Annotated in this window: 21 protein-coding genes and 7 tRNA genes; 11 read left to right on the forward strand and 17 right to left on the reverse strand. The window is 74.5% G+C overall.

The genetic code is table 11. The annotated features are described in order from the left end of the window. Positions 1 to 97: 97 nt before the first annotated feature. A complete protein-coding gene (locus tag ACZ3ZE_RS31490; RefSeq protein WP_442305401.1) occupies positions 98 to 1,273 on the reverse strand; it encodes a hypothetical protein in 1,176 nt (391 codons plus the stop codon). Continuing rightward, complete coding sequence (locus ACZ3ZE_RS31495) at positions 1,273 to 1,845, reverse strand: DUF4365 domain-containing protein (RefSeq protein WP_329419035.1); 573 nt, start codon at positions 1,843 to 1,845, stop codon at positions 1,273 to 1,275. The genes ACZ3ZE_RS31490 and ACZ3ZE_RS31495 overlap by 1 nt, the downstream gene beginning before the upstream one ends. Before the next feature lie 120 nt (positions 1,846 to 1,965). Between ACZ3ZE_RS31495 and ACZ3ZE_RS31500 the strand changes: the two genes are divergently transcribed. Next, positions 1,966 to 2,694, forward strand: coding sequence for a 3'-5' exonuclease (locus tag ACZ3ZE_RS31500; RefSeq protein ID WP_361169491.1), 729 nt, complete (start codon positions 1,966 to 1,968; stop codon positions 2,692 to 2,694). An 89-nt stretch (positions 2,695 to 2,783) separates the two neighbouring features. Here the strand turns inward: ACZ3ZE_RS31500 and ACZ3ZE_RS31505 are convergent. Continuing rightward, positions 2,784 to 2,855, reverse strand: a tRNA-Val gene (locus ACZ3ZE_RS31505). 176 nt (positions 2,856 to 3,031) lie between these two features. Between ACZ3ZE_RS31505 and ACZ3ZE_RS31510 the strand changes: the two genes are divergently transcribed. After that, positions 3,032 to 5,476, forward strand: a complete 2,445-nt coding sequence (locus tag ACZ3ZE_RS31510; protein ID WP_467261586.1) for an SCO7613 C-terminal domain-containing membrane protein — start codon at positions 3,032 to 3,034, stop codon at positions 5,474 to 5,476. Positions 5,477 to 5,554: 78 nt separating this feature from the next. Here ACZ3ZE_RS31510 and ACZ3ZE_RS31515 read toward each other — a convergent pair. Further along, positions 5,555 to 5,629, reverse strand: a tRNA-Val gene (locus ACZ3ZE_RS31515). A 53-nt stretch (positions 5,630 to 5,682) separates the two neighbouring features. Further along, positions 5,683 to 6,141 (reverse strand): TIGR02611 family protein, encoded by a 459-nt coding sequence (locus tag ACZ3ZE_RS31520; protein ID WP_361169497.1) that lies wholly within the window; start codon positions 6,139 to 6,141, stop codon positions 5,683 to 5,685. A 189-nt stretch (positions 6,142 to 6,330) separates the two neighbouring features. Here ACZ3ZE_RS31520 and ACZ3ZE_RS31525 point away from each other — a divergent pair, with 189 nt between their 5' ends. Both ACZ3ZE_RS31525 and ACZ3ZE_RS31530 read left to right on the forward strand, forming a co-directional pair. After that, on the forward strand, positions 6,331 to 6,744 hold the full coding sequence (locus tag ACZ3ZE_RS31525; protein ID WP_015032345.1) for an SsgA family sporulation/cell division regulator: 414 nt from the start codon (positions 6,331 to 6,333) through the stop codon (positions 6,742 to 6,744). A gap of 190 nt (positions 6,745 to 6,934) precedes the next feature. Continuing rightward, on the forward strand, positions 6,935 to 7,492 hold the full coding sequence (locus tag ACZ3ZE_RS31530; RefSeq protein ID WP_361169500.1) for a CGNR zinc finger domain-containing protein: 558 nt from the start codon (positions 6,935 to 6,937) through the stop codon (positions 7,490 to 7,492). A 30-nt stretch (positions 7,493 to 7,522) separates the two neighbouring features. Here ACZ3ZE_RS31530 and ACZ3ZE_RS31535 read toward each other — a convergent pair whose 3' ends face one another. Together ACZ3ZE_RS31535 and ACZ3ZE_RS31540 are read right to left on the reverse strand one after the other, a co-directional pair. Then, on the reverse strand, positions 7,523 to 7,693 hold the full coding sequence (locus ACZ3ZE_RS31535; protein WP_361169503.1) for a hypothetical protein: 171 nt from the start codon (positions 7,691 to 7,693) through the stop codon (positions 7,523 to 7,525). Between the two features lie 133 nt (positions 7,694 to 7,826). Next, on the reverse strand, positions 7,827 to 8,282 hold the full coding sequence (locus tag ACZ3ZE_RS31540; protein WP_467261588.1) for a hypothetical protein: 456 nt from the start codon (positions 8,280 to 8,282) through the stop codon (positions 7,827 to 7,829). Positions 8,283 to 8,417: 135 nt separating this feature from the next. Between ACZ3ZE_RS31540 and ACZ3ZE_RS31545 the strand changes: the two genes are divergently transcribed. Then, positions 8,418 to 8,930: a DsbA family protein gene (locus ACZ3ZE_RS31545; RefSeq protein ID WP_361169509.1), complete on the forward strand. Its 513-nt coding sequence runs from the start codon at positions 8,418 to 8,420 to the stop codon at positions 8,928 to 8,930. A gap of 26 nt (positions 8,931 to 8,956) precedes the next feature. On the opposite strand, the gene ACZ3ZE_RS31550 is transcribed toward ACZ3ZE_RS31545, so the two are convergent. Genes ACZ3ZE_RS31550 through ACZ3ZE_RS31560 form a run of 3 tightly spaced genes read right to left on the reverse strand, consistent with a single transcriptional unit; the run spans position 8,957 to position 11,731 of the window. Then, positions 8,957 to 9,793, reverse strand: coding sequence for a GNAT family N-acetyltransferase (locus tag ACZ3ZE_RS31550; protein WP_361169511.1), 837 nt, complete (start codon positions 9,791 to 9,793; stop codon positions 8,957 to 8,959). 58 nt (positions 9,794 to 9,851) lie between these two features. Beyond that, positions 9,852 to 10,682, reverse strand: coding sequence for an aminotransferase class IV (locus tag ACZ3ZE_RS31555; RefSeq protein ID WP_361169514.1), 831 nt, complete (start codon positions 10,680 to 10,682; stop codon positions 9,852 to 9,854). Beyond that, entirely contained in the window at positions 10,679 to 11,731 is a 1,053-nt protein-coding gene (locus tag ACZ3ZE_RS31560; protein ID WP_361623429.1) for a chorismate-binding protein, read from the reverse strand. The genes ACZ3ZE_RS31555 and ACZ3ZE_RS31560 overlap by 4 nt, the downstream gene beginning before the upstream one ends. 232 nt (positions 11,732 to 11,963) lie before the next feature. On the opposite strand from ACZ3ZE_RS31560, the gene ACZ3ZE_RS31565 reads away from it, so the two are divergent. The 5 genes from ACZ3ZE_RS31565 (at position 11,964) to ACZ3ZE_RS31585 (ending at position 12,435) form a co-directional block, all read left to right on the forward strand. Further along, positions 11,964 to 12,036 (forward strand) — tRNA-Gly (locus ACZ3ZE_RS31565). Positions 12,037 to 12,075: 39 nt separating this feature from the next. After that, positions 12,076 to 12,149 (forward strand) — tRNA-Cys (locus ACZ3ZE_RS31570). Position 12,150: 1 nt separating this feature from the next. Next, a tRNA-Val gene (locus ACZ3ZE_RS31575) sits at positions 12,151 to 12,222 on the forward strand. A 19-nt stretch (positions 12,223 to 12,241) separates the two neighbouring features. Next, a tRNA-Val gene (locus tag ACZ3ZE_RS31580) sits at positions 12,242 to 12,313 on the forward strand. Between the two features lie 47 nt (positions 12,314 to 12,360). Then, positions 12,361 to 12,435, forward strand: a tRNA-Val gene (locus ACZ3ZE_RS31585). A gap of 140 nt (positions 12,436 to 12,575) precedes the next feature. Here ACZ3ZE_RS31585 and ACZ3ZE_RS31590 read toward each other — a convergent pair. The 3 genes from ACZ3ZE_RS31590 to ACZ3ZE_RS31600 all read right to left on the reverse strand — a co-directional run bounded on the left by ACZ3ZE_RS31590 (position 12,576) and on the right by ACZ3ZE_RS31600 (position 14,194). Next, complete coding sequence (locus ACZ3ZE_RS31590) at positions 12,576 to 12,854, reverse strand: TFIIB-type zinc ribbon-containing protein (RefSeq protein WP_361169520.1); 279 nt, start codon at positions 12,852 to 12,854, stop codon at positions 12,576 to 12,578. A 40-nt stretch (positions 12,855 to 12,894) separates the two neighbouring features. Beyond that, positions 12,895 to 13,851, reverse strand: coding sequence for a phosphotransferase family protein (locus ACZ3ZE_RS31595; RefSeq protein WP_467261590.1), 957 nt, complete (start codon positions 13,849 to 13,851; stop codon positions 12,895 to 12,897). Positions 13,852 to 14,026: 175 nt separating this feature from the next. After that, positions 14,027 to 14,194, reverse strand: a complete 168-nt coding sequence (locus tag ACZ3ZE_RS31600; RefSeq protein ID WP_467261592.1) for a hypothetical protein — start codon at positions 14,192 to 14,194, stop codon at positions 14,027 to 14,029. A 437-nt stretch (positions 14,195 to 14,631) separates the two neighbouring features. Here ACZ3ZE_RS31600 and ACZ3ZE_RS31605 point away from each other — a divergent pair, with 437 nt between their 5' ends. Next, on the forward strand, positions 14,632 to 15,912 hold the full coding sequence (locus tag ACZ3ZE_RS31605; RefSeq protein WP_361169529.1) for a serine/threonine-protein kinase: 1,281 nt from the start codon (positions 14,632 to 14,634) through the stop codon (positions 15,910 to 15,912). Between the two features lie 56 nt (positions 15,913 to 15,968). Here ACZ3ZE_RS31605 and ACZ3ZE_RS31610 read toward each other — a convergent pair whose 3' ends face one another. The 4 genes from ACZ3ZE_RS31610 to cbiE form a co-directional block, all read right to left on the reverse strand. Continuing rightward, on the reverse strand, positions 15,969 to 16,787 hold the full coding sequence (locus tag ACZ3ZE_RS31610) for a TrmH family RNA methyltransferase (protein ID WP_361169532.1): 819 nt from the start codon (positions 16,785 to 16,787) through the stop codon (positions 15,969 to 15,971). Positions 16,788 to 16,918: 131 nt separating this feature from the next. Further along, positions 16,919 to 18,178: a uroporphyrinogen-III C-methyltransferase gene (gene cobA, locus ACZ3ZE_RS31615; protein ID WP_361623421.1), complete on the reverse strand. Its 1,260-nt coding sequence runs from the start codon at positions 18,176 to 18,178 to the stop codon at positions 16,919 to 16,921. A gap of 304 nt (positions 18,179 to 18,482) precedes the next feature. Further along, on the reverse strand, positions 18,483 to 21,833 hold the full coding sequence (gene cobT, locus ACZ3ZE_RS31620; protein WP_361623419.1) for a nicotinate-nucleotide--dimethylbenzimidazole phosphoribosyltransferase: 3,351 nt from the start codon (positions 21,831 to 21,833) through the stop codon (positions 18,483 to 18,485). A 309-nt stretch (positions 21,834 to 22,142) separates the two neighbouring features. Beyond that, positions 22,143 to 23,345 (reverse strand): precorrin-6y C5,15-methyltransferase (decarboxylating) subunit CbiE, encoded by a 1,203-nt coding sequence (cbiE, locus tag ACZ3ZE_RS31625; RefSeq protein WP_361169541.1) that lies wholly within the window; start codon positions 23,343 to 23,345, stop codon positions 22,143 to 22,145. Between the last annotated feature and the right edge of the window lie 51 nt (positions 23,346 to 23,396).

The following is a 23,396-nucleotide window of genomic DNA, read 5'->3' on the forward strand; positions in this document are numbered from 1 at the left end:
GGGGCGCCGGCAGACACGAGGTGCCGGCTCCTGCGGTGCGCGGCAGAGACGAGGTGCCGCGCAGGCCTCGATCCTACCGGGGTCCGTGTCCCGCCTCTCAGTCGTTTTCGCCGCACGCCTCCTCGAAGAAGTCCGCGTTCTCGATCGTCTCCTGCATCGACTTCAGCAGACGGTCCCGGACCGCCTCGTCGACCTGCACCGGCACGACCCCGCTGGCGTCGGTGAGCCGCCGGAAGCCGCCGCGGCTCTCCAGCCTGCCGACCACCCGGATCGGCAGCCCGACCAGATGGGCGTGCCCGGCCGTCCGGTACGCGTCCTCGTCGAGGGTCACCCGGACGTGCCGCACGTCCGCCCCGGCCAGCACGCGCAGCCGTACGGTGCCCTCGCCGCGCGGGCCCGAGCGGCGCATCCGGACGACGCTGCCGGTGATCCGTACCGGTACGGAGGGCTCGTCGGCCAGGTAGCGGGCGGTCGCCTCGCGCAGCGCGGGCAGGTCGCCGGGCGAGAACTCGACGGGCTCGGGGCGGGCGGCGCAGCCCGCGGGGGTGCCGGCCGCCGGGGACCACTCCAGGGCGACGCCGGCGCCCTCGGTGCCGCGCACCAGCGCGACCAGGGCCTCGGTGAGCTCCCGGCTCACCCCGGCCTCGACGGCGGTGTCGAAGGCCTCCATGCCGCCGGTCGCCCGCTGGTAGTCGACGGCCTCGCGGGCCGCGTAGAGCGCGTGGTAGAGGCGTACGGAGACGGCCCGGCCCGGGTCGACGGGCAGGAAGGCGGTGAGCCCGCCGCCCGGCGCGCCGTCGACGACGACGTTCTCCAGGGAGGCCTGGGCCTGCCTGCGGTGCCGGGCCCCGTGGTACCCGGCGCGCCCGCGCACGGCGAGGGCGCCGGCCAGCAGCATGCCGCGGGCGGCGGACCTCAGCTGCTCCTGCACGGGCCAGGGCACGCCCCCGGACGGGCCCGGCGGCACATCGCGCCACCAGCGGATCTCGTCGCTGGGGACGGCGAGCCCGGTGAGCACCTCGCGGGCCGAGGGCGTGCCGCTGCGGGCGAGCGCGGTCAGGGCCTCGCCGATCAGGTCCTCGCAGTCCGGGAAGGCCCGGCTGTCCGGCACCAGGAGGCTGGTGCCGCGGCCGCCCGGTTCGGGCCCGGGCGGGGCCCAGCGGCTGTAGCGGCCCGCGGCGCCGCCGTGCCGCCGCCAGCCGTGCCGGGCGAGCAGCGCGCCGAGCACGCGGGGGTCGACCCCGCCGGGGTCGGGTTCGTCGATCGGCCGCATCAGGGTCTCCCTCCCACGCCGACCCGGGCCATGATCTCGCAGAGCGCCCGGTCGTCGAAGATCCGTGCCGTCGAGACGCGCACGGTGGTCCTGCGCCGTCCCGTGACCGGGTGGCCGGCCAGGTTGATCCAGTAGCAGCAGTGCCGCAGGTCGAGCCGGTCGTGGTCGGCCCGCAGCCAGTCCTCCCGGTCCCGTGGTACGAGCATCACGACCAGGATCTTGTGTACGGCCACGGGCGTCCGGGCCAGCTTCACCAGGTGCTCGTTGTCCAGGGTGAACGAGAACGCGGGGGCGGCGCCGGGGGTGCGTGGCGGCAGTTGGTAGGTGCACTTGAGCTGCACCTTGATGGTCACCTCGTCGTCGACCGTGTGCCCGGGGGCGCTGTGGCTCACGTGCCAGTCGATGCCGTTGTCCGGGAACGGCTGCGACAGCGAGCAGCCCGCCGCCGCCGCGACCGCGTGGAGGTATCCCACCTGGAGGGTCTCCATGCAGGCGGTGGTGGCGAGCGAGCCGCGCAGCGGTGCCGCCCGCTGGGGCGGCGGCCCTCCCCATTCGGGCTGGGCGATCGCCATGTCAATTCCCTTCCCCGTCAGCTCTGTTGTGACCGGTTTGCGTACGGTGCAAACAGCCCGGGTATCACCGTTTCGGGCAGGGGGATGGCCATCTGCCGCGCACGTGCGAGGAGTTCGGGGATGACGACGCACTGGTTCGATGGGCCGCTGGCCGCATTCGACACGGAGACCACGGGAGTCGACGTCGAGGAGGACCGGATCGTGTCCGCCGCCCTCGTCGTCCAGGACGCCGCGGGCATGCGCCCGCGGGTGACGCGCTGGCTGGTGAACCCCGGCATCCCGGTGCCGGCGGGAGCCACCGCCGTGCACGGCCTGACGGACGATCACCTCCAGCGCAACGGGCGCTGGCCCTCGCCGGTGGTGGAGGAGCTGGCCCGGGCGATAGCCGAACAGAGCGCGGCGGGGCGGCCCCTGGTGGTGATGAACGCGCCCTTCGACCTGACGATCCTGGACCGCGAGCTGCGCCGCCACCGCGCCTCCTCGCTCGGCACGTACATGGACGGCGTCCCGCTGTGCGTGCTCGACCCGCGGGTCCTGGACAAGCACCTGGACCGGTACCGCAAGGGCCGCCGGACGCTGACGGACCTGTGCGAGCAGTACGGCGTGGTGCTGGACGGCGCCCACGACGCGGCGGCGGACGCCTCGGCCGCGCTCGAGGTCGTACGGTCGGTGGGGCGGCGGTTCGCCTCGCGCCTGGAGCGCCTGTCACCGCCGGAACTGCACACGCTGCAGGCGGTGTGGCACGCGGCGCAGGCGCGTGGCCTGCAGGCCTGGTTCGCCCGGCAGGGCACCCCGGAGGCGGTGGACCCGGCGTGGCCGCTGCGTCCGGAGCTGCGGACGGCGGCGTAGGGGCGGCGCCCGGGCGGTGCGGAAGGCCGCGGGAAGGTGCCGGAAACGGCTGAGGCCGGTCCGTCGTCTGACGGACCGGCCTCTCCCGGTGGGCGATACTGGGATCGAACCAGTGACCCCTTCGGTGTGAACGAAGTGCTCTCCCGCTGAGCTAATCGCCCGGGAACGGGTTGAACCATACAGGGCTTCCGGGGTCTCGTTCAAACCGCCCGCGGCCGGGCCGCGAGTCCGCGCCGCCCGGAGCGCGTCATCAGGGCGTGGTCGGCGGGCTACTCAGGCACGGATCTGAGTAGCCGCACCCATCCCCTCCCCCCGTGTCCGGCGCCACACTCCGCGTATGGATTCCTCCCTGCCCCCCGCGGAAGAGCTGGTGCTCGTCGACCGCGAACTGGCCCGACTCGACGTCCACCGGGCCCAGTTGCTGGCCCGCCGGGACTGGCTGCTGCGGGTGCTGCACGCGCCGGTGGCGGCTCCCGTGCCGGTGCCGGTGCGGCCCGAGGCGACGCCGCGCAGCGCGCAGAACGTGCTGCTCAGCCTGGGCGGCGGGCTGCTGGCCGTCGCGGCCGTCGCCTTCACCCTGGTGAGCTGGGGTTCGATGGGCATCGGCGGCCGGGCGGCCGTCCTCGGCGCCGTGACCTCGGCGGCGCTCCTGGCACCGGTGGCGCTGCTGCGCAAGGGGCTGCGGTCCACGGCGGAGTCGGTGGCGGCGCTGGGCCTGATCCTCACGCTCCTCGACGCGTACGCACTGCACCGGGTGGCGCTGGCGGACACCGGCGCCCTGTCGTACACGGCGACGGCGGCCGGTGTCCTGGCCGCCGTCTGGGGCGGGTACGGCGCGGCCCTCACGCGGCTGCGGATCCCGCTGCCGGCGGCCGTGGTCGCGGCTCAACTCCCCCTTCCTCTCGGGACGCTGGCCGCCGGGGGCGGGGTGTTGTCCTTCGCGTGGGCGGCGCTGGCCACGGCCGTCCTCGACCTCGTGGTCGCCCGGCGGACCACGCCGACCCCGGTGCGGATCACGGCCTTCGTCACGGCGGGCGTCCTCGGCGGCTGGGCGCTGCTCACCGGCCTCGCCCTGTCGGCCGGGACACCCCTGCGGGCGACCCCGCTGCTGCTGGCCTGCGCGGCGGTCCTGCTGTACGGGGCGGTGCGCGTCGCTCCGACGGCGCTGCCGGCGGCGGCGCTCGCCGGTCTCGCCCTGATCGCGTCGGCCGGCGGGCTGCTGCGCTCGGCGCTCCCCGAGGTCTGGACGGTGCCCGGGTACGCGGTGTGCGCGGTGGTCCTGGCGGGTGTGGCCCTGGGGGGCCGGGAGGTCTTCGCCGTCGTGCGCCCGACGGCGGGGTCGACGGAGGGGTCGACGGCGCCGTCGGCGGCGGGGGCCGTGCGGCGCGGACTGGGGCTCGCCGGTGGCGGCGTGCTCGGGCTGGCGCTGGTGTGGGCGCTGCCGCCGGTGGCTGCGGGGCTGCTGGGGCCGCTGGCCCGCTCGGGGGCGCCGTGGTCGGGCGCGCACGCGGAGCCGCTCCTGGAGGGCTATCCCGCGACGGCGCCGCTGGTCCTGCTGCTCGCGGCCGCCACTCTGGCGACGGTCCCCCGCCTGTGGGCCCGCTGCGGCACCCTGGCCCTGACCTGGGCGCTGCTCACCGCGCTGCCGGTGTCGCTGGGGTTCCCCTACGCGGCGACGTCGACGCTGCTGCTCCTGACGGCCGCGGGGGCCCTGGGCGTGGCCGTGCGGCCCGCGCTCCTGACCCGCGGACTGCCGGACCCGGAGCCGCTCGCCGCGCCCGCGACGGGGCCCGCTCCGACGCGGGGCGCCGCGCCCGCCGAGGTGGTGGCGTGGCTCGCGTTCGCCGGGGGGCTCGCCTCCGCGCTGGGTGCGGTGGCGCTGGGGCTCGATGTGCGGGCGGCGACGTTCGCGGTGCTCGGGGTGGTGCTCGTGCTGTGTGCGGGGGTCGCGGCGCTCGGGACGGGGGCGCGGCGGCTCGTCGCGGCCTGCGGTGCGGTGCTCGCGGCGGCCGGTCTGGTCGGCGCGGGGGCCGTGGCCGCGCACGCGGGTCCCGCGGTGACCGGGCTGGCTCTCCTCGCCGTGCCGGCCGGGACCGCCGGGGTCGGGGCGTGGCTGCGGCGCCGCCCGGTGGCGGTGGCCGTGGAGGGCGCGGGTGCCGCGGTGGCGCTGTGCGCGCTCGGGCTCACCGTGGGGCGGCCGGCGATGCTCGCGCTCGCGCTGGCCCTGGCCGGGGTGCTCGCGGCGGCGACGGCGGTACGGCCGGAGCGCCGCCCGGTCGCCTCGTGGGCCGCGGCCGCGCTGTTCCTGCTGGCCACCTGGGTGCGGCTCGCGGTGTGGGAGGTGGCGACGCCGGAGGCGTACACGCTGCCGGTGACCGTCCCGGCCCTGGCGGTGGGCGTGCTGCGGCGCCGTCGGGACCCGGAGGCGTCGTCCTGGACGGCGTACGGGCCGGGTCTCGCCGTGACGCTGCTGCCGAGTCTCCTCGCGGCCTGGACGGACCCGGAGTGGGCGCGCCCGCTGCTGCTGGGGCTCGGGGCGCTCGTGGTGACGCTGCTGGGTGCCCGGTTCCGGCTGCAGGCGCTGCTGGTGCTGGGCGGCGTGGTGCTGGCCCTGGACGGGCTGCACGAGCTGGCGCCGTATGTCGTGCAGGTGGTGGGCGCGCTGCCGCGCTGGCTGCCGCCGGCCCTGGCCGGTCTGCTGCTGCTCGCGGTGGGGGCGACGTACGAGCAGCGGTTGCGTGACGCGCGCCGGCTGCGGGAGCGGCTGGGGCGGATGCGCTGAGCGGCCCCCGCGCGGGGGCCGCGTCGGGGGAACGCCGAAGGCCCGGAGACGGTGTCGTCTCCGGGCCTTCGGGCCGGGTGGTGGGCGATACTGGGTTCGAACCAGTGACCCCTTCGGTGTGAACGAAGTGCTCTCCCACTGAGCTAATCGCCCGGCGCACCGCAAACATTACCCCATGTCAGCGGGGCTGCTTGACCATGCGCGGGTCACTGGTCGATCTTCCACGGCATGACGAAGCCGAACTTCCAGAGGTAGACGGCGCAGAGCGCGGCGATGATCACCAGACCGACCGTGGTGAGGATGATGTTCCGGCGCCGGACCTTGGGATCGAGGGCCCGCTGGGCCGCCTCGGTGACCTTGCGCTTGGTCCAGCGGAGCACCAGCTGCGCCCAGACGAACTCTGTCGCCCAGATCGCCATGCCGGCGAAGATCACCAGCCAGCCGGGGCCGGGCAGCGGCAGCATCACGATGCCGGCGCCGACGACGGCGAGGCCGACGACGAAGACGCCGACCTGCCAGCTCAGGTGCAGGGTCCGGCGGGCCTTGATGAACTCGGGCGCCCGGGACCCCAGCGGCGCCTCTTCCCCGCCGCTCCCGGACTTCTCCGGGCCGTGCTCCCCGCTCACCGCGGACTCCCCCGTGCGCTCGTCACTCTCCGCATGCATGGCCCCAACCTACCGGACGGGTCGACCTTGCCAGAATGGGCGTATTACCCAAAGTTACACGCGTCCATACGAGCTACCTGAACGATCACAAAACAGACAGAGGGGTTTACAACGGCACCGTAGGTGGCATGTCGATTTCGCCGACGTGCGAATCCCCGAGCGCACACTGAGCGAAAGGCCCTGGCGCTTATGAACACCACGGTCAGCTGCGAGCTGCACCTGCGCCTCGTTGTGTCGAGCGAGTCCTCACTGCCTGTACCCGCGGGCCTGCGGTATGACACGGCCGATCCGTATGCCGTGCACGCCACCTTCCACACCGGAGCCGAGGAGACGGTCGAGTGGGTCTTCGCCCGCGACCTTCTCGCCGAGGGGCTGCACCGGCCCACCGGCACGGGCGACGTCCGGGTCTGGCCGTCCCGTAGCCATGGCCAGGGAGTCGTCTGCATCGCGCTGAGCTCTCCCGAGGGCGAAGCCCTGCTCGAGGCCCCCGCGAGGGCCCTGGAGTCGTTCCTGAAGCGGACCGACGCGGCCGTGCCACCGGGCACCGAGCACCGGCACTTCGACCTCGACACGGAGCTCTCCCACATCCTGGCCGACAGCTGAGCCAGGCCGAGAGCCGCACGGCGCCGTCCGACTCGGGGCGACGGCGCCGCGCGGGCAGTCACATACGGAGGACATCGGCGCTCCCCACCGCGCAGCCGGCGCGGTGCGGGGCGCCGATGCCCGTTTCCGGGTCGCGCTAGAGTCAGCGCAATTCGCGGGCGCCCGCCCGCAGCCGGCCAGGGAGCGAAGCGTGCTCATCCCCCACGACACCCGGATCGCCCTCGACACCGTCGTCGATCTGATGAACACCGCCCCCCAGGGCGATCGCGCCGACGAACTCGACGACCTCCCGGCGCTGAAGGCCTTCGTACGCGCCCACAAGATCAGCGACGTGGGCGAGCTCGGAGCCGGGGATCTGCGGGCCGTGCGCGAGGTGCGCGACCGGTTCACCGCCGCCTTCTCCGCCCCGGACGCCCGGATCGCGGCCACCCTGATCAACCAGCTGGTCGCCTCCGCCGGCACGACCCCGCAGCTCACCGACCACGACGGCTACGACTGGCACGTGCACTACTTCGCGCCGGGCGCCTCGGTCTCCGACCACCTGGCAGCCGACTGCGGCATGGCGCTCGCGTTCATCGTCGTGGCGGGCGAGCAGGAGCGGCTGCGGCGCTGCGAGGCACCGGACTGCGGCCGCGCCTTCGTCGACCTCTCCCGCAACCGCTCCCGTCGCTACTGCTCCAGCCGGACCTGCGGGAACCGCCTGCACGTCGCCGCCTACCGGGCGCGCCGCAAGGAAGCCGCGGGCTGAGCCCGCCCGGGTCCGGCGGCACCGCCGGTCTCACAGCAGGAACAGATCGTGGAGGGCGGCCATCAGCAGCAGGGCGCCGATCACCGCGAGGAAGATCATCAGCGGCGGCTGGGAGAGCGCGAACAGACAGCCGCGCGGCTCCTCCGGGGCGCTCGCCGTGGGCGTCGGGGCGGGGGCGGGGTCGCGCGAGGTATCCAGCATCTCGGGGGGATGATGGCGCACGGCCACCCCTGAAGATCGCGCAACACACCCCTCGACAGGGCGTGTTCACCCCATCCCGTGGACGCCGGGAACGAGAACCGCCAGAAGCGGTCAGATCACCGTCGGATCCCGGTCAAATTCCGTGCTTCTTCAGAATCGCCTCGATGTCGCTGAAGTCCTCGTCGGCCGTCTTGGCCTGCGGCTTGGGAGCGGCCCCGCGCTGTCCGGACCCGCGCTGTCCGGACCCGCGCTGTCCGGCGCCGAGCGACGGCGCGGACGCCTGGGGCGCCACCGCCTCCCGGGCCTCGCCCCGGCCGGTCTCCCCGCGCCCGGACCGGCGCCGTTCGACGGCCCGTGTGGTCGAGAGGAGCAGCCAGGCCGCGCCGAGCACGCCGAAGCCGGCCCAGGCGGTCGGACTGAAGGCGGTGTCCGCGAGCCACGCCACGGCACCGGTCATCACCAGTCCCAGCGGCACCAGCGCGTAGGCGGCCGTCCGGGCCGCCGCAAGGAACCGCTTGCGGTACGCCGTGACCGCGGCGATGCCCAGGCCCGCCACGGACACCGCGGAGCAGATGGTCTCGGCGAGCATGCGATCCTCCAGGTCCCGGGTGATACGTCCCTTCCATCCTGCACCGTCCCGGCCCCTCCCGGCCATGGCCGGGGCCCCGGATCAGGGAGATCTCCGGGTCGTCCCCCAGGGAGGACCGGATGGGAGACTCTTCCCATGAGTGAGTCCACCACCCCCGCCTCCCCCGTCGTCCTGGAGGCCTGGTTCGACCTGCAGTGCCCCGACTGCTTCCAGGCCCTCGACGACGTGCGCGCGCTGCGCGAGAAGTACGGCGAGCGCATCGACGTCCAGCTGCGCCACTTCCCGCTGGCCAAGCACAAGCACGCGTACGCCGCCGCCCAGGCCGCCGAGGAGGCCACCGACCAGGGCAGGGGCTGGGAGTACACCGAGGCGCTGCTCGCCAGGACCGAGGAGCTCGGCGAGCGCGGCGAGGCCGTCCTCCTGGAGGTGGCGGGCGAACTGGGCCTGGACGCCGAGGAGTTCGACACGGCCCTGATCGACGGCCGGCACCTGCTGACGGTCGACGCCGACGAGGCCGAGGGCAAGGCGATCAAGGTCACCGGCACCCCGACCTATGTGATCGGCGGCGAGCGGCTCGACGGCGGCCAGAGCCAGGACGGCCTGCGCGAGCGCATCGAGGAGATCACCGACCGCCTCCTGAAGGGCTGAGGCCCCAGGAACTCCCCCGCGTCGGCCTACCCCAGCGTCTTGGCGCTGTTGAGGTGGGTCGTGCGGTAGCCCAGCGACTCGTAGAGCCGGATCGCCGGGGTGTTGCCCGCGAAGACGTGCAGTCCGAGCAGGCTCTCCCCGGCCGCCAGCGACAGGCGCTCGGCCAGCAGCATCAGGCCGCGGCCGTACCCCTTGCCGCGCTGTTCCTCGGCGACCTCCACCTCGAAGACGAAGCCGCTGCGCTCCCCCGGCTCCAGTTCGAGCCCGCCGGTCCAGAGGTAGCCCACCACGTCCGTGTCCCGCAGCGCGACGACCACCGAGATGCCCGGCGTCGCGAGGCCCTGCGGAAGGAATCTGCGGCGGCTGTCCTCGGCCTTGGCGCGGGCCAGCTCCTCCGGCATCCCCCGGTCGATCCAGCTCTGCGCGAAGGCGTCCAGGGAGCGTGCCGACCACTCCGCGAACTCCGCCTCGGTGACCGGCCGGAACCCGAAGCCCTCCGGCAGCTCCGGCGCCGTGACGAGCTCCTTGACCATGTTGCGGCTGCGTTCGGTGTACCCGAGGGCCTCCGCCAGCCGCAGCCCGGGCGACGACTCGGTGGGCACCGAGATCCGCACCTCGCCGCAGCCCCAGCCGCGCAGCACCTCCTCGGAGGCGAGCGCCGCCACTGTGCCCCGCCCCCTGCCCCGGTCCGGCTCGTCGACCACCAGGTCCTCGATCACGCCCACCGCCCCGCCGAAGGCGGCGTCGGTGGTCAGGTGGACGGAACCGACCCGGCGGCTGTTCACGCAGATGTCGAAGCTGCGGGAACGGCCGCCGTCGGCGGAGTGCTGGAGCGGCTCGGACGGCCGCAGGGTGGTGGTCATCACGGGAGTTGTACCCATCGGACGGCCCCCCGTCATCCTGTTTTTCGCGCGCGGGGCGTCAGCCGAGCCGCGGATCCCGGTCCTGCGCGGCCCGCTCGTCGAAGACCCGCATGGCCTTGGCGGTGACCGGCCCCGGCGCCCCGGCGAGCTCCCGGTCGTCGACCCGGTGCACGGCCTGGACGTCCCGCAGGGTCGAGGTCAGGAAGATCTCGTCGGCGCTGCCCAGGACCTCCAGCGGGAGATCCGTCTCCACGGCCCCGGTCCACTCCACGGCCAGCGCGCGCGTGATGCCCGCGAGGCAGCCGGAGGAGACCGGCGGGGTGTGGATCCGCCCGTCGATCACCACGAAGACATTGGATCCGGTGCCCTCGCAGAGCTGCCCGACGGTGTTGCCGAAGAGCGCCTCGGACGCCCCCTGCTCGCGCGCCCTGGCCAGGGCCACGACGTTCTCCGCGTACGAGGTGGTCTTCAGGCCCGTGAGCGCGCCGCGCTCGTTGCGGGTCCACGGGACGGTGATCACCGCCGTGGAGTCGGGGCGCCGGGCCGTCGCGCCGAGGGCCACGACGAGGCTGGCGCCGGCGTCGCCGCGCTCGGAGCCCAGCGGGGAGAGACCGCCGGTGTAGGTGATCCGGAGCCGGCCGAGCTCCATCGGGTTCGCCTCCAGGACGGCGGCGCAGGCCCGGCGGACCTCGTCGAGGTCCGGGTCGGGCAGCCCGAGGCCGCGCGCGGAGCGGGTGAGCCGCTCCAGGTGGAGGGTGAGAGCAAACGTTTCACCGCGCTCGGCCCTGACCGTCTCGAAGATGCCGTCGCCCACGGTCAGACCGTGGTCCAGGACGGACACCTGCGCGGTCTCGGCATCGTGCAGTGCGCCGTTGACCCAGAGTTTCATCGAGATATGGCCTTTCCGCTCGCCTCGTACGCGCCCGACGCTATCGCGACCAGGCGCGAGGCCTTCAGCTCGGTCTCCGCCCACTCGCCCTCGGGGTCCGACCCCCAGGTGATGCCGGCGCCGGTGCCGAAGCGGAGGACGCCCTCGGCCCGGTCGACCCAGAAGGTGCGTATGCCGACGGCGAGCTCGGCGGTGCCCGCGTCCGCGTCGACCCAGCCGATGCCACCGCAGTAGGGGCCGCGCGGCACGGTCTCCAGCGCCTCGATGATCCGCAGCGCACTCGACTTGGGCGCGCCCGTGACGGACCCGGGCGGGAACGCGGCGGCCAGGAGCCCGGGCCAGCCCGCGTCCTCGCGCAGCAGACCGCTGACGGTGGAGACCAGGTGGACCAGGCCCGGGTGCTCCTCGACCGCGCACAGGGCGGGCACGGTGACGCTGCCGGTCTCGCAGACCCGTCCCAGGTCGTTGCGGACCAGGTCGACGATCATCACGTTCTCCGCGTAGTCCTTCGGGAGCAGATCGTCGGCGGTGCGGCCGGTGCCCTTGATCGGCCCGGAGGTCACCAGGGCGCCCTCGCGGCGCAGGAAGAGCTCGGGGGACGCGGTGGCGATCTCCACCCCGTGCGCCGGCAGCCGGATCGTCCCCGCGTAGGGGGCCGGGTTGCCGCGGGCGAGGAGCGCGGTGAGCGCGTCCACGTCGGCCAGCGCCGGATCGGGCAGCGGTGCGGACATCACCCGGCAGAGGTTCGCCTGGTACACCTCCCCGCGCGCGATGTGCTCGCGCACGCGGCGCACGCCCGCCGTATAGGCGGCGCGGTCGAGGGAGGACGTCCAGTCGTCGGCCGCGGGCCCGCGCCAGGCGCCCGGGACGGGCGCGGGGACCGGGTCCGGTCGTACGTCGCCGAAGCGGGCGCAGGTGAGACGGCCCTCGAAGTCCGCACAGACGGCCCAGAAACCCGAGGAGTCCAGGGCGGCGGGGTCACGGGTGACGTCCCGCAGATCGGTGGCGAGGAGGCCGCCGAAGCGGGCCATGGGAGCGAGGGGGTACACGCTTGCGAGTCTAGGCGCGCGGGGAGCGGCCCGGCGGGGGCGAGCGCGGGGCGCACGCGGGGCGGCTCCGTGCCACCTCGGGGACACGTGGAGTGAACGCCGTACGAACGCTCCCGGACGCCCCGGCGGGGGCGCAGGTCAGCACGCTGCGGAAACGCGTTTTTGTGCTGGCCCAGGAATCCGCTAGAGTTCAACACGTCGCCGGGACGCGCAAGCGAAACGGAAACGACAAGCGGACGTGGCTCAGTTGGTAGAGCATCACCTTGCCAAGGTGAGGGTCGCGAGTTCGAATCTCGTCGTCCGCTCGATGTGGGGGATCTTCCCGAACCCCTGTATTCACTCCTGGTGGAGTGGCCGAGAGGCGAGGCAACGGCCTGCAAAGCCGTCTACACGGGTTCAAATCCCGTCTCCACCTCCAAGGACGATTAGCTCAGCGGGAGAGCACTTCCCTGACACGGAAGGGGTCACTGGTTCAATCCCAGTATCGTCCACTGGATCTTCGGATCCCCCGCGCGATTAGCTCAGCGGGAGAGCACTTCCCTGACACGGAAGGGGTCACTGGTTCAATCCCAGTATCGCGCACGCAGTATCATTGGTCCTGGTTCGTCCTGTACGGTCCTGACCGTCCCGCGCGATTAGCTCAGCGGGAGAGCACTTCCCTGACACGGAAGGGGTCACTGGTTCAATCCCAGTATCGCGCACCATAGAAGAAGCCCTCGGCCGCATCTCGCGGACGGGGGCTTCTTCGTGTCGGAGCGTCGGAGCGTCCGGACGTCGGACGTCCCGGCGTCGGGGCGGGCTCCGAGCTCGGGCTCAGGGCCCGAGCTCAGGAGACCCGGCAGGATCAGGAGGAGAAGAGCATCCGGCCGAACCCGCGGTGGTGCTTGCCGTGGTGTCCGCCGTGGCCGCCGTGCTGCGGAGCGCCCCACGCCGGAGCCGCGGGCTGCGCCGGGTAGGCGGGCGGAGCGGGCGGCGCCTGCTGCGTCCACTGCGACTCCAGGCGGGTCAGGGCCTCCAGCTCGCCGTAGTCCAGGAATATGCCCCGGCAGCCGCTGCACTGCTCGATCTGGACACCGTTGCGGTTGTACGTGTGCATGGGCGCATGGCACTTGGGACACTGCATGCTCGGCTCAACTCCCTGCCGTTCGGATGGTGCTCTCACCCTACGGGGACGCCGGCGGAGCCAACTCGGTTCGGAGCGAGGCGATTCGGGCGCAGGTGTCGATCATCACGTCCTCCACCTCGTCCAGCGGACGCCCCTCGGCGGTCGACTTGGCCAGCGCGAGCGCCGCGGTCTGCACCGTCAGCGCGCGGGCCGGGACGTCGAGGCGGGCCCACGGGCCCCCGGCCCGCTCCCCCGCACCCCCGCTGCCGGTGGCCGGGCCGCCGGCCCCCTCGTACGCCCCCAGGAAACGCGACCAGACCTCCGGCGGCAGCAGCCCCGCCGCGAACCAGGCCGCGGGGCGGGCCAGGTCCCACGCCGGGTCGCCGACCCCCAGGTCGTCCACGTCGATCAGACGCCAGTGGGGGGCGCGGACCAGCTGGCCCAGGTGGAAGTCGCCGTGGCAGAGAGCGAGCGGGGCGGGGGCGGGCGAGGCCGGCGGGGTTCCCGCGTCGGGGGTGAGGGTGCGCCAGGCGCTCAGGACCGTCGCGGTCGCCGGGTGGTCCGGGGCCGCGCGGCGCATCCGGTCCACGGCCAGGGCGGCCTTCAGCGGCGCGCGCATCGGCGGCAGGCCGGGCGAGGCCGGCGTCCGGTGCAGCAGCGCCAGGAGACGGCCCGCCTCCTCCCACGGAGCCGCGCCCGGATCCTCCGGGTCGACGGGGGCACCGTACGGCCACGCGGTCACCAGGCGTCCGTCGAGCGCCGCGCGAGGGCTCGGCAGCGGCGGCAGGAGCACCCCCGCCAGCTCCGGCAGGGCCGCCACCCCCACCCGCGACCGGAGCGCCACCGGCTCGCCGCCCGGCGCGTGCGACTTCAGGACCAGACGCCCGTGCCGTACGACCGTGCCGTCGTCCCGGTCCGCCAGCACCCCGACCGCGCACGGGCACGCCGACGGCGCCCCCGGATGCGCGGCGGCGCGGGCGAGGGCGTGCAGCTGAACGAGAACGGGCTCCTCCACGAGGAGGAGCCTAGACAACCGCCCGGACGACCGGAAAAGGCCCCAGGAAAGCGCGAGGGCCGGTCAGCTCCCCAGCTGACCGGCCACACGCTGCCGTCCGCCGCACCCCCGTCCCCACGGGGTTTCCGGCCGGATGTCCCCGACCCGGGCCGCTCTCCCGGGTCCGGAGCGCCGCTCAGCGCCCCAGCATCACGCCCACGGACGACGCCTGAGTGACCACCGCGTCCCAGCCGCCGAAGACGACTACGAGCAGGGCCGCGAGAGGGAGGACCATGACGGTCGCCACCAGCGGGTGACGGCGGCTGGAAGGGCGCGGGTTCATCCGCGGTGCCGAATACGCCATGGGTCCTCTCCTGTCGAGTCTGACGCGGCGGGTGCGGTGACCTCGGGGGACGAGTGCTGCACCCGCCGCTTGACCTCAACACTAGGCAGCGGCACAGCCCCGGACGTCATGCCCGCGTACCGACTTCCGGGCCTCCGAGAGGATGACGCCCGTCCGCTCGGCGTACTCCCCAGGGTGGAGACGCCTCCCCCCGGCTCGGGGTCTTCCCGGAGGGGGTGCGTGACCTCCCTCACGTCCCCGCACCCGCTCCGGAGCGGCGAACCGGCCCCCACCCAACTGATGTGGTAGGAGCGGGTGTTGAGCAGTGGTGTGGCTGACCGGCCCTCAAGTGTCGCCCGCAGCACTGACAATCGATGCCGGCCCGAGGGCGCGGCCTGTGAGCGCACCGGGGCGGGGGTACGTAAGCTGTGCCACGGCGAACGGACGAGGGGACGGACATGGCGATGATGCGGCTCCGGCGCGAGGACCCGCGGATCGTCGGGTCGTTCCGGCTCCACCGCAGGCTCGGAGCCGGCGGAATGGGAGTCGTGTATCTCGGCTCCGACCGGCGCGGACAGCGCGTCGCGCTCAAGGTCATCCGGCCCGACCTCGCCGAGGACCAGGAATTCCGCTCCCGCTTCGCCCGCGAGGTGTCCGCCGCCCGGCGGATCCGCGGCGGCTGCACCGCCCGGCTCGTCGCCGCCGACCTGGAGGCCGAGCGCCCCTGGTTCGCCACCCAGTACGTCCCCGGCCCCTCCCTGCACGACCGGGTCGCCGAAGAGGGCTCCCTGCGAGCCGCCGACGTCGCCGCGATCGGCGCCGCCCTCTCCGAAGGGCTCGTCGCCGTCCACGAGGCCGGAGTCGTCCACCGCGACCTGAAGCCCTCCAACATCCTGCTGTCCCCCAAGGGCCCCCGCATCATCGACTTCGGCATCGCCTGGGCCACCGGAGCCAGCACCCTCACCCACGTCGGCACCGCCGTCGGCTCCCCCGGCTTCCTCGCGCCCGAACAGGTCCGGGGCGCCGCCGTCACCCCCGCCACCGACGTCTTCTCGCTCGGCGCCACACTCGCGTACGCCGCCATGGGCGACTCCCCCTTCGGGCACGGCAGCTCCGAAGTCATGCTCTACCGGGTCGTCCACGAAGAGCCCCAGCTGCACGGCGTTCCCGACGCCCTCGCCCCCCTCGTCCGCGCCTGCCTCGCCAAGGACCCGGAGGAACGTCCCAGCACCCTCCAGCTGTCCATGCGGCTCAAGGAGATCGCCGCCCGCGAGGCACAGGGGCTTCCCGCCGCCCCCCGGACACCGGGGCCGCGCGACCGGGAGCGCGATCGGGACTGGGACCGGGATCGGGCCGAGGAGCGGCATGCCGTACGGCCGGCCGCGCGGCCCACGGAGCGGTACACCGAGCGGACCACCGAGCGGCATGGTGAGCGGCACGGGGAACGGATCGTCGAGCGGCACGGCGAGCGCGCCGCCGAGCGGCACGTGGAGCGGCAGGCCGACCGGGCCACCGAGCGATCCACCGGGACGCAGGGGCGGGCCGGGAAGAACCGGCCGTCCACCTCACGTGCCGGTGCCCCGCACTCCCGGCCCGGCACACGGCCCGGGGCCCGCAGCACCTCCACCGGGCGGCGGCCCGCCAACCCCCGGCTGCTGCGTCAGCGGCTCTTCGTCTTCGTCGTGGTCACGCTGATCGTCGCCCTGGGGATCGCCGCCGCGCAGGCGCTCCAGGGCTGAGCCCTGGCCGGGTCGCGCCGGTCGGCCGGCTCGGCCCCGTGGGCCGAGCCCGGACGTCAGGACTGCGGGCGGCCGCTCGTCACCGCGTAGAAGGCGACCGCCGCCGCCGCGCCCACGTTCAGCGAGTCCACGCCGTGCGCCATCGGGATGCGGACCCACTCGTCCGCCGCGCGCAGCGCCTGCGTCGACAGGCCCTCGCCCTCCGCGCCCAGCATCAGCGCCACCCGGTCCAGCCGGTGCGGGGCCGCCTCGTCGATCGACGTCGCCCGGTCCGCCGGCGTGAGCGCGAGCAGCTTGAAGCCCGCCTCCCTGACCGCCTCCAGGCCACGCGGCCAGGTCTCCAGGCGGGCGTACGGGACCGAGAACACCGCGCCCATCGACACCTTCACCGAACGGCGGTACAGCGGGTCCGCGCAGTCCGGGGAGAGCAGCACCGCGTCCATCCCGAGGGCCGCCGCGCTGCGGAAGATCGCGCCGATGTTGGTGTGGTCGTTGACCGACTCCATCACCGCGACCCGGCGGGCCGTGCTCAGCAGCTCCGTCGCGCCCGGCAGCGGCTTGCGCTGCATCGACGCGAGCGCCCCCCGGTGCACGTGGTAGCCCGTCACGCGCTCGGCCAGGTCCGGCTGCACCGCGTACACGGGCGCCGGGACCTCGTCGATCACGTCCCGCATGACGTCGACCCACTTCGCGGAGAGCAGCATCGACCGCATCTCGTACCCCGCCTGCCTGGCGCGGCGGATGACCTTCTCGCCCTCGGCGATGAACAGGCCCTCGGCGGGCTCGCGCCTGCGGCGGAGCTCCACGTCGGTCAGTCCGGTGTAATCGCTCAGGCGGGGGTCGTCGGGGTCGTCGATCGTGATGAGTTCGGCCACGGGGTGATACTGCCTTGTCCGGGGTGCGGTGCCAATGTGCGGGGTGCACGTCGTGCGGGTGTACGCCGTGCGCGTGCGGTTGTACGTCGTGCGGGCACGTCGTGCGGGTGCGGGTGTACGTCGTGCGGGTGCTACTTCGTCAGCTTGTCCGGGGACTCCGCGACCACGTCGCCGATGACGATCACCGCGGGCGGGCGCACCTCCTGCGTCCGGACCGTCTCCGCCACCGTCCCCAGCGTGGCGTCCACGCGGCGCTGGGTCGCGGTCGTGCCCTCCTGGACGAGGGCCAGCGGCGTGTCCGGGGACTTGCCGTGCGCGATCAGCGCCTCGGCGATCTTGCCGATCTTGTCGACGCCCATCAGGATCACCAGGGTCCCGGTGAGCTTCGCCAGCGACGCCCAGTCCACGAGGGAACGCTCGTCGTCCGGGGCCACGTGACCGCTGACCACCGTGAACTCGTGCGCCACGCCCCGGTGCGTCACCGGGATGCCGGCGGCCCCCGGCACCGAGATCGAGCTGGAGATGCCCGGCACGACCGTGCACGTGATGCCCTCGGCGGCGAGCGCCTGGGCCTCCTCCATACCGCGGCCGAAGACGAACGGGTCGCCGCCCTTCAGGCGCACGACCGACTTCCCGGCCTTCGCGTGCTCGATCAGGGCATTGTTGATGGCCTCCTGGGCCATGAAACGGCCGTACGGGATCTTCGCCGCGTCGATCACCTCGACGTGCGGCGGCAGCTCGTTCAGGAGGTCACGCGGGCCGAGACGGTCCGCGATCACGACGTCGGCCTCCGCGAGCAGGCGACGGCCGCGCACCGTGATGAGGTCCGGGTCGCCGGGGCCGCCGCCGACCAGGGCCACGAAGGGGGTGCGGGCGCGGTGCGTCGGCGCCGCGATCGAGCCGTCGCGCAGGCCCTCCACGATCGCGTCCCGCACGGCCGCCGAACGGCGCGGGTCGTGGCCCGTCAGCACCGCCACGGTCACGCCCTCGCTGCGGCCGGTGGCCGGGGTCCAGGCGGTGGCGGCCTCCGCGTCGTCCGAGCGGACGCACCAGGTCCTGGTGCGCTCGGCCTCCGCCGACGCCGCCGCGTTGGCAACCGGGTCCGTGGTGGCGACCAGCACGTACCAGGTGTCCGCGAGGTCGCCCTCCTCGTAGCGGCGCCTGGTCCAGGTGATCTCGCCGGTCTCGGCCATCGCCTCGACCGAGGGGGTCGCGGAGGGGGAGATCAGCGTGACGTCCGCGCCCGCCGCGATCAGCGCCGGAAGCCTGCGCTGGGCTACCTGGCCGCCGCCCAGCACGACGACGCGGCGGCCCTTGAGGCGCAGTCCGACGGGGTAGGCGGGGTGCTCTGCGGTGGCTGCGTGGGCGGCGTTCGCGGCGTGGTCGGCCATGGGCGGGCGGCTCCTCGGAGGGGGCGGTGCGTTTGGGCACCAACGATATCGGTGACCAGGGCTTGTCACGCTGTGACGGATGTCCCGGTGGTGGGCGGCCGGCGTGGGGGACGCTCCGGGGACCGCGTTCGGGACTGCATGATGTACGGCGCGGGGCTGGTGCGGGTGAGCGACGCGTACTGGTTCCGCGCCACACATCACGCTTTACGTCCCGAACGCGGTCCCCTGCGCGTCCCCCACTCCCCTGAGTGGGCAACCGAGGCCGTCCCCCCGCTTCCTTGAGGGGGGACGGGCTGCTTCTCTTCTACTTCTCCGTTACGCCTGCGGAGTCGAACGTCGCCACCTCGTGCATCGCTCGCGCGGCGCTCTGGACCAGCGGGAGGGCCAGCAGGGCGCCCGTGCCCTCGCCGAGGCGCAGGTCCAGGTCGACCAGCGGGCGCAGGCCCAGCTTGTTCAGGGCCGCCACATGGCCCGGCTCGGCGCTGCGGTGGCCCGCGATGCACGCCGCCAGCGACTCGGGCGCGATGGCCCGCGCCACCAGGGCCGCCGCTCCGGTCGAGACGCCGTCCAGGATCACCGGGGTACGCAGCGAGGCCGCGCCGAGGATCAGGCCGACCAGCGCCGCGTGCTCCAGGCCGCCGACCGCCGCCAGGACACCGATCGGGTCCGCCGGGTCCGGCTTGTGGAGGTCGAGGGCGCGGCGGACCACATCCACCTTGCGGGCGTGCATCTCGTCGTTGATGCCCGTGCCGCGGCCGGTGACCTCGGTCGGGTCCACGCCCGTGTACACCGAGATGAGGGCCGCGGACGCCGTGGTGTTCGCGATGCCCATCTCGCCGGTCAGCAGGGCCTTGTTGCCCGCGGCCACGAGGTCGCGGGCCGTCTCGATGCCCACCTCGATCGCGGCGATGACCTCGTCGTGGGTCATCGCCTGGCCGATGGTGAAGTCGGCCGTGCCCGCGCGGACCTTACGGGGAAGGAGGCCCGGCGTGGACGGGAGTTCGCTCGCCACGCCCACGTCGATCACGCAGACCTCGGCGCCCACCTGGTTCGCGAACGCGTTGCAGACCGCGCCGCCCCCGAGGAAGTTCGCGACCATCTGGCCGGTCACCTCCTGGGGCCACGCCGTGACCCCCTGCGCGTGCACCCCGTGGTCACCGGCGAAGATCGCCACGGCGGCCGGCTCCGGGATGGGCGGCGGGCAGGTGCGGGAGAGGCCGGAGAGCTGCGCGGCGATGATCTCCAGCATGCCCAGGGCCCCGGCGGGCTTGGTCATGCGCTTCTGGCGCTCCCACGCCTCGCCGAGCGCCTTGGCGTCCAGCGGGCGGATGTTGGCCACGGTCTCCTGGAGCAGGTCGTGCGGCTCCTCGCCGGGCAGCGCGCGGCGGCCGTACGTCTCCTCGTGGACGACCCAGGACAGCGGGCGACGCTTGGACCAGCCCGCCTGCATCAGCTCCGGCTCCTCCGGGAACTCGTCGACGTAGCCGACGCAGAGGTACGCGACCACTTCGAGGTGCTCGGGCAGGCCGAGGGCGCGGACCATCTCGCGCTCGTCGAAGAAGCTGACCCAGCCGACGCCGAGGCCCTCGGCGCGGGCGGCGAGCCAGAGGTTCTCGACGGCGAGGGCCGAGGAGTACGGGGCCATCTGCGGCTGCGTGTACCGGCCGAGGGTGTGGCGGCCGCCCCGCGTCGGGTCGGCGGTCACCACGATGTTGACCGGGGTGTCGAGGATGGCCTCGATCTTCAGTTCCTTGAACTGCTTCGCCCGGCCCTTGGGGAGCGACTTCGCGTACGCCTCGCGCTGGTGCGCCGCGAGCTCGTGCATCGTGCGGCGCGTCTCGGCGCTGCGGATGACGACGAAGTCCCAGGGCTGCGAGTGGCCGACGCTGGGCGCCGTGTGGGCCGCCTCCAGGACGCGGAGCAGCACCTCGTGCGGGATCGGGTCCGAGCGGAAGCCGTTGCGGATGTCGCGGCGCTCGCGCATGACCCGGAGGACCGCCTCGCGCTCCGCCTCCTCATAGCCGGGGGCGGGAGCGGATGCGGGAGTGGGAGTGGGGACGGTTGCGTCCTCCGGGGCGTCCGAGGTCTCCTGGGCCTCCTCGGGCGCCGGAAGCTCCTCGACCTCCTGAGCCGGCTCCGTCGCGTCGGGCGTCCGCGGTTCGGCCTGCGGCTCCTGCTCGGCGGTCGGGTGCGCCCCGGGCTCCTGGGCCTGCGGCTCCTCCGGCGCGGGCGCCATGACCGGCTCGGGCTGCGGGGCCGCCTCGGGCTCCTCCGCCGGGATCTCCTCGGCCACGACCGGGATCTCCTCGGCCGTCACCTCCACGGGGCTCGCCTCCACCGGCGCCGCTTCCGCCGGCTGCTCGGCGACGGGCTCCGCCACGGGTGCCTCGGGCTCGGGCTCCGCGGCCTCCACGGGCTGCGGCTCCGGCTCGCGCGGGGCGGGGACCACGGCCACCGCCGGGGTCTCCACGGGCTCCTCGGCCACGGGCTGTACGGGAACGGGCTGCTCGGCCACCGGCTGCTCCGCGACGTGCTGCTCCGTCACGGGCGCCTGGGCGAGCGGCTGCTCGACGACGGGCTCCTGGGCGATCGGCTGCTCGGCCACGGGGGCTTCGACGACCGGCACCTCGGCAATCGGTGCCTCGGGGGCCTGCGCCTCGACGACCGGCGCCTCGACGACCGGCGCCTCGGCCACCGGCTCTTCAGCCACCGGCTCCACGACGGCGGGCGCCTCGGCAACCGGCGCCTCAGCGGGCACCGGCACCTCGGCAGCCACCGGCTGCTCCGGGGCAGGCTGCTCCACCGGGGCCTCGGCCGCCGGGGCCTCCGCGAGCGGGGGCTCCTCGGGGGTCGGCTGGGGCTCGGCCGGGGGGGTCGGGGCCAGGTGCGGGGCCGTCGGGACGGAGCCCTCGACCGGGACGAACCGGGCGACCGGAGGGACGACCGTTTCTGCGGGGGCGGCCTCGGGCTGCACGGTCCACGGCACGGCGCCCTGCGGGGCCGTCTGCTGGTCCTGCGCCACGTCCAGGTACTCCAGGCCGGCCGTCGGCGGGCCCGGGGTGCGGACCGGCGTCGGGGCGGGGGCCGTGGCGGCGACCGGGACGGGCGCGGGCTGCGGGGCGGCGGGGCCGCGGTCGGCGAGGGAGCGGACCGCGGGGCCGGTGCCCTCGGGGAGCGGCGGGCCCATGTGCAGGGGGCGGCGGGCCGGCGGCGGGGTCATCCCGGTGGCCGGCTGGGGCACCCGGACGCCGCCGAGGTCGACGGAGCCGGTGTCGCGGCCGGCGGCCTCGTGGGCGCCGGTGTCGAGGACGCCCGGCTCGTACCCGTACTCGGGCTCCAGCGGGACGCCGTGCGCCGGGGTGTGCGGGGGCAGCGGCACGCCCTGCGGCGGGGTGGCGGTCACCTGGTCCAGCGGGGCCGTCAGCGGGTCGACGGGCGGGGCGGGTACGGCGACGGGCGGTGCGGGCTGGACGCCCGGCTGATGCTCGCTCCAGGCGCCCTGGGCGCCCGGCATCAGAAGCAGTTCGTCGTCCTCGGCTGCGTGCTCGGAGGGGTCCAGGAAGGTGTAGGCGCCCGGGGCGGGGATGCCCGGCTGCTCGACCATGCCTGCGTTCTCCGGCAGCCCCTCGCCCGGGATCTGGCCGGTGTCCGTCATGCTGCGTACCCCTCGCCCATCGGTTGTGCTCCTTCAGACCTTCGCCCGCCAAGACAAGAACGAGCGTGCGCGCCGTGCGGCACGAAGGACGCGCGGACACCCATGCATTGTCCCGGCCCTCGGCCATCCTGGCAGGCGGATCCGACACGGTTCGCTGTGGACTGCGCCACGTCGCGCGGCCGTCACGGCTCCCGTACCACATCAGAGGCCCAAAGTGACCCCCGGTTCAGGGCATTGGCGAACAAAACGCCGAACATCCCGGTGCGGTACAACAATCGGCCAGCCTACCTCCCTCGCCGGTCCCCGCGATCACGGGGAGCGCTGGGTGCGGACCCCGCAGAGCAGGAACGCGACGGTCCGTTCGCGTTCGCTCCAGTCGGCCGGGTCGAGGCCCACGGTCTGCAGCAGACGGCACTCCACGGTGTAGCCGCCGTCGGCCAGGGCGGCGCCGATGGCCTCGGCCTCGTCACGGGTCGTGGCGTGCGCGACGATCCGTTCCGGCCTGCGGTCGGTGCAGGCGGTGACGACGGGGACTCCCCCGCCCCCGATGCGTACGACGTCGGGTTCGGGCAGGCGTTCCAGTACGTGCGGGGCGCGGCCGGGTACGGCCTGGAGCAGGACGCCCGCGCGGCGGGCGGCGGCCTCGGTGCGGGCGCAGGCCTCGGGGTCGGCGTCGACGGCGATGACGGCGGCGCCGAAGCGGGCGGCGTCGACGGCGAAGGCGCCGTCGGCGCAGCCGATGTCCCAGACGAGGTCGCCGACGCGGGGGCCGAGGCGGGCGAGGTGCGCGGCGCGCAGGTCGGGGTCCTGGCCGGTGCGGCCGCCGGTCTCGGCGGTGGGCAGCGCCCAGCCCCGTACGGCGGGGGTGTCGTCGCCCATGAGCCAGCCGCCGGTGCGGCCGGCGGCGGGGGTGCCGCCGATGACGATGACGACGTTGGGGTCGCGCCAGACGTGGTCGGCGGCCTTGTCGGAGGTGAGGACGCTGACCTGTTCGCGGGAGGTGCCGAGCTCCTCGCAGATGACGAAGGTGCGGTGGACACCGTCGAGGAGGAGGGCGAGCTCGGCGGGGCCCGCGCCGGGCGAGGTGAGGACGGCGACCTTGGGGTGGGCGCGGCAGACGTTGACGGCGCGGCGCAGGGTGCGCTGGTGGGCGACGACGATCCTGGCGTCGTCCCAGGGCATCCCGGAGCGGGCGAAGGCGGCGGCGACGGAGGAGACGGCGGGGACGACCTCGACCTCCAGGCCGTGCTCGGGGGCGCGCAGGGTGCGGACGACGCCGAAGAAGCCGGGGTCGCCGTCGGCGAGCACGACGGCGGTGCCGCGGTGGCCGGCGATCCTGCGGGCGGCGAGGTCGACGCTGCCGAGGCGGACGCGTTCGGCGGTGGGCGGCACTTCGGGGAGGGCGAGGTGGTGCGCGGCGCCGGCGACGAGGGTGGCGGCGGCCAGCGCGGACCGGGCGGCCGCGGTGAGGGGCGAGCCGTCCCAGCCGATCACCGTGACCCGGTCGGCCATCTGTCTCTGTCTCCCTGGAGGTATGTGCAGGTCGGAGCGGAACGAGCCTAC

This window comes from Streptomyces sp. NPDC023157 (genome assembly GCF_055560575.1).

What these genes read in the sequence shown, in the direction of transcription:
- ACZ3ZE_RS31490 (WP_442305401.1), bottom strand. Translation starts at nt 1,273, where the DNA reads ATGCGGCCGATCGACGAACCCGACCCCGGCGGGGTCGACCCCCGCGTG.
- ACZ3ZE_RS31495 (WP_329419035.1), bottom strand. Translation starts at nt 1,845, where the DNA reads ATGGCGATCGCCCAGCCCGAATGGGGAGGGCCGCCGCCCCAGCGGGCG.
- ACZ3ZE_RS31500 (WP_361169491.1), top strand. Translation starts at nt 1,966, where the DNA reads ATGACGACGCACTGGTTCGATGGGCCGCTGGCCGCATTCGACACGGAG.
- ACZ3ZE_RS31510 (WP_467261586.1), top strand. Translation starts at nt 3,032, where the DNA reads ATGGATTCCTCCCTGCCCCCCGCGGAAGAGCTGGTGCTCGTCGACCGC.
- ACZ3ZE_RS31520 (WP_361169497.1), bottom strand. Translation starts at nt 6,141, where the DNA reads ATGCATGCGGAGAGTGACGAGCGCACGGGGGAGTCCGCGGTGAGCGGG.
- ACZ3ZE_RS31525 (WP_015032345.1), top strand. Translation starts at nt 6,331, where the DNA reads ATGAACACCACGGTCAGCTGCGAGCTGCACCTGCGCCTCGTTGTGTCG.
- ACZ3ZE_RS31535 (WP_361169503.1), bottom strand. Translation starts at nt 7,693, where the DNA reads ATGCTGGATACCTCGCGCGACCCCGCCCCCGCCCCGACGCCCACGGCG.
- ACZ3ZE_RS31540 (WP_467261588.1), bottom strand. Translation starts at nt 8,282, where the DNA reads ATGCTCGCCGAGACCATCTGCTCCGCGGTGTCCGTGGCGGGCCTGGGC.
- ACZ3ZE_RS31545 (WP_361169509.1), top strand. Translation starts at nt 8,418, where the DNA reads ATGAGTGAGTCCACCACCCCCGCCTCCCCCGTCGTCCTGGAGGCCTGG.
- ACZ3ZE_RS31550 (WP_361169511.1), bottom strand. Translation starts at nt 9,793, where the DNA reads ATGACCACCACCCTGCGGCCGTCCGAGCCGCTCCAGCACTCCGCCGAC.
- ACZ3ZE_RS31555 (WP_361169514.1), bottom strand. Translation starts at nt 10,682, where the DNA reads ATGAAACTCTGGGTCAACGGCGCACTGCACGATGCCGAGACCGCGCAG.
- ACZ3ZE_RS31590 (WP_361169520.1), bottom strand. Translation starts at nt 12,854, where the DNA reads ATGCAGTGTCCCAAGTGCCATGCGCCCATGCACACGTACAACCGCAAC.
- ACZ3ZE_RS31600 (WP_467261592.1), bottom strand. Translation starts at nt 14,194, where the DNA reads ATGGCGTATTCGGCACCGCGGATGAACCCGCGCCCTTCCAGCCGCCGT.
- ACZ3ZE_RS31605 (WP_361169529.1), top strand. Translation starts at nt 14,632, where the DNA reads ATGGCGATGATGCGGCTCCGGCGCGAGGACCCGCGGATCGTCGGGTCG.
- cobA (WP_361623421.1), bottom strand. Translation starts at nt 18,178, where the DNA reads ATGGCCGACCACGCCGCGAACGCCGCCCACGCAGCCACCGCAGAGCAC.
- cobT (WP_361623419.1), bottom strand. Translation starts at nt 21,833, where the DNA reads ATGACGGACACCGGCCAGATCCCGGGCGAGGGGCTGCCGGAGAACGCA.
- cbiE (WP_361169541.1), bottom strand. Translation starts at nt 23,345, where the DNA reads ATGGCCGACCGGGTCACGGTGATCGGCTGGGACGGCTCGCCCCTCACC.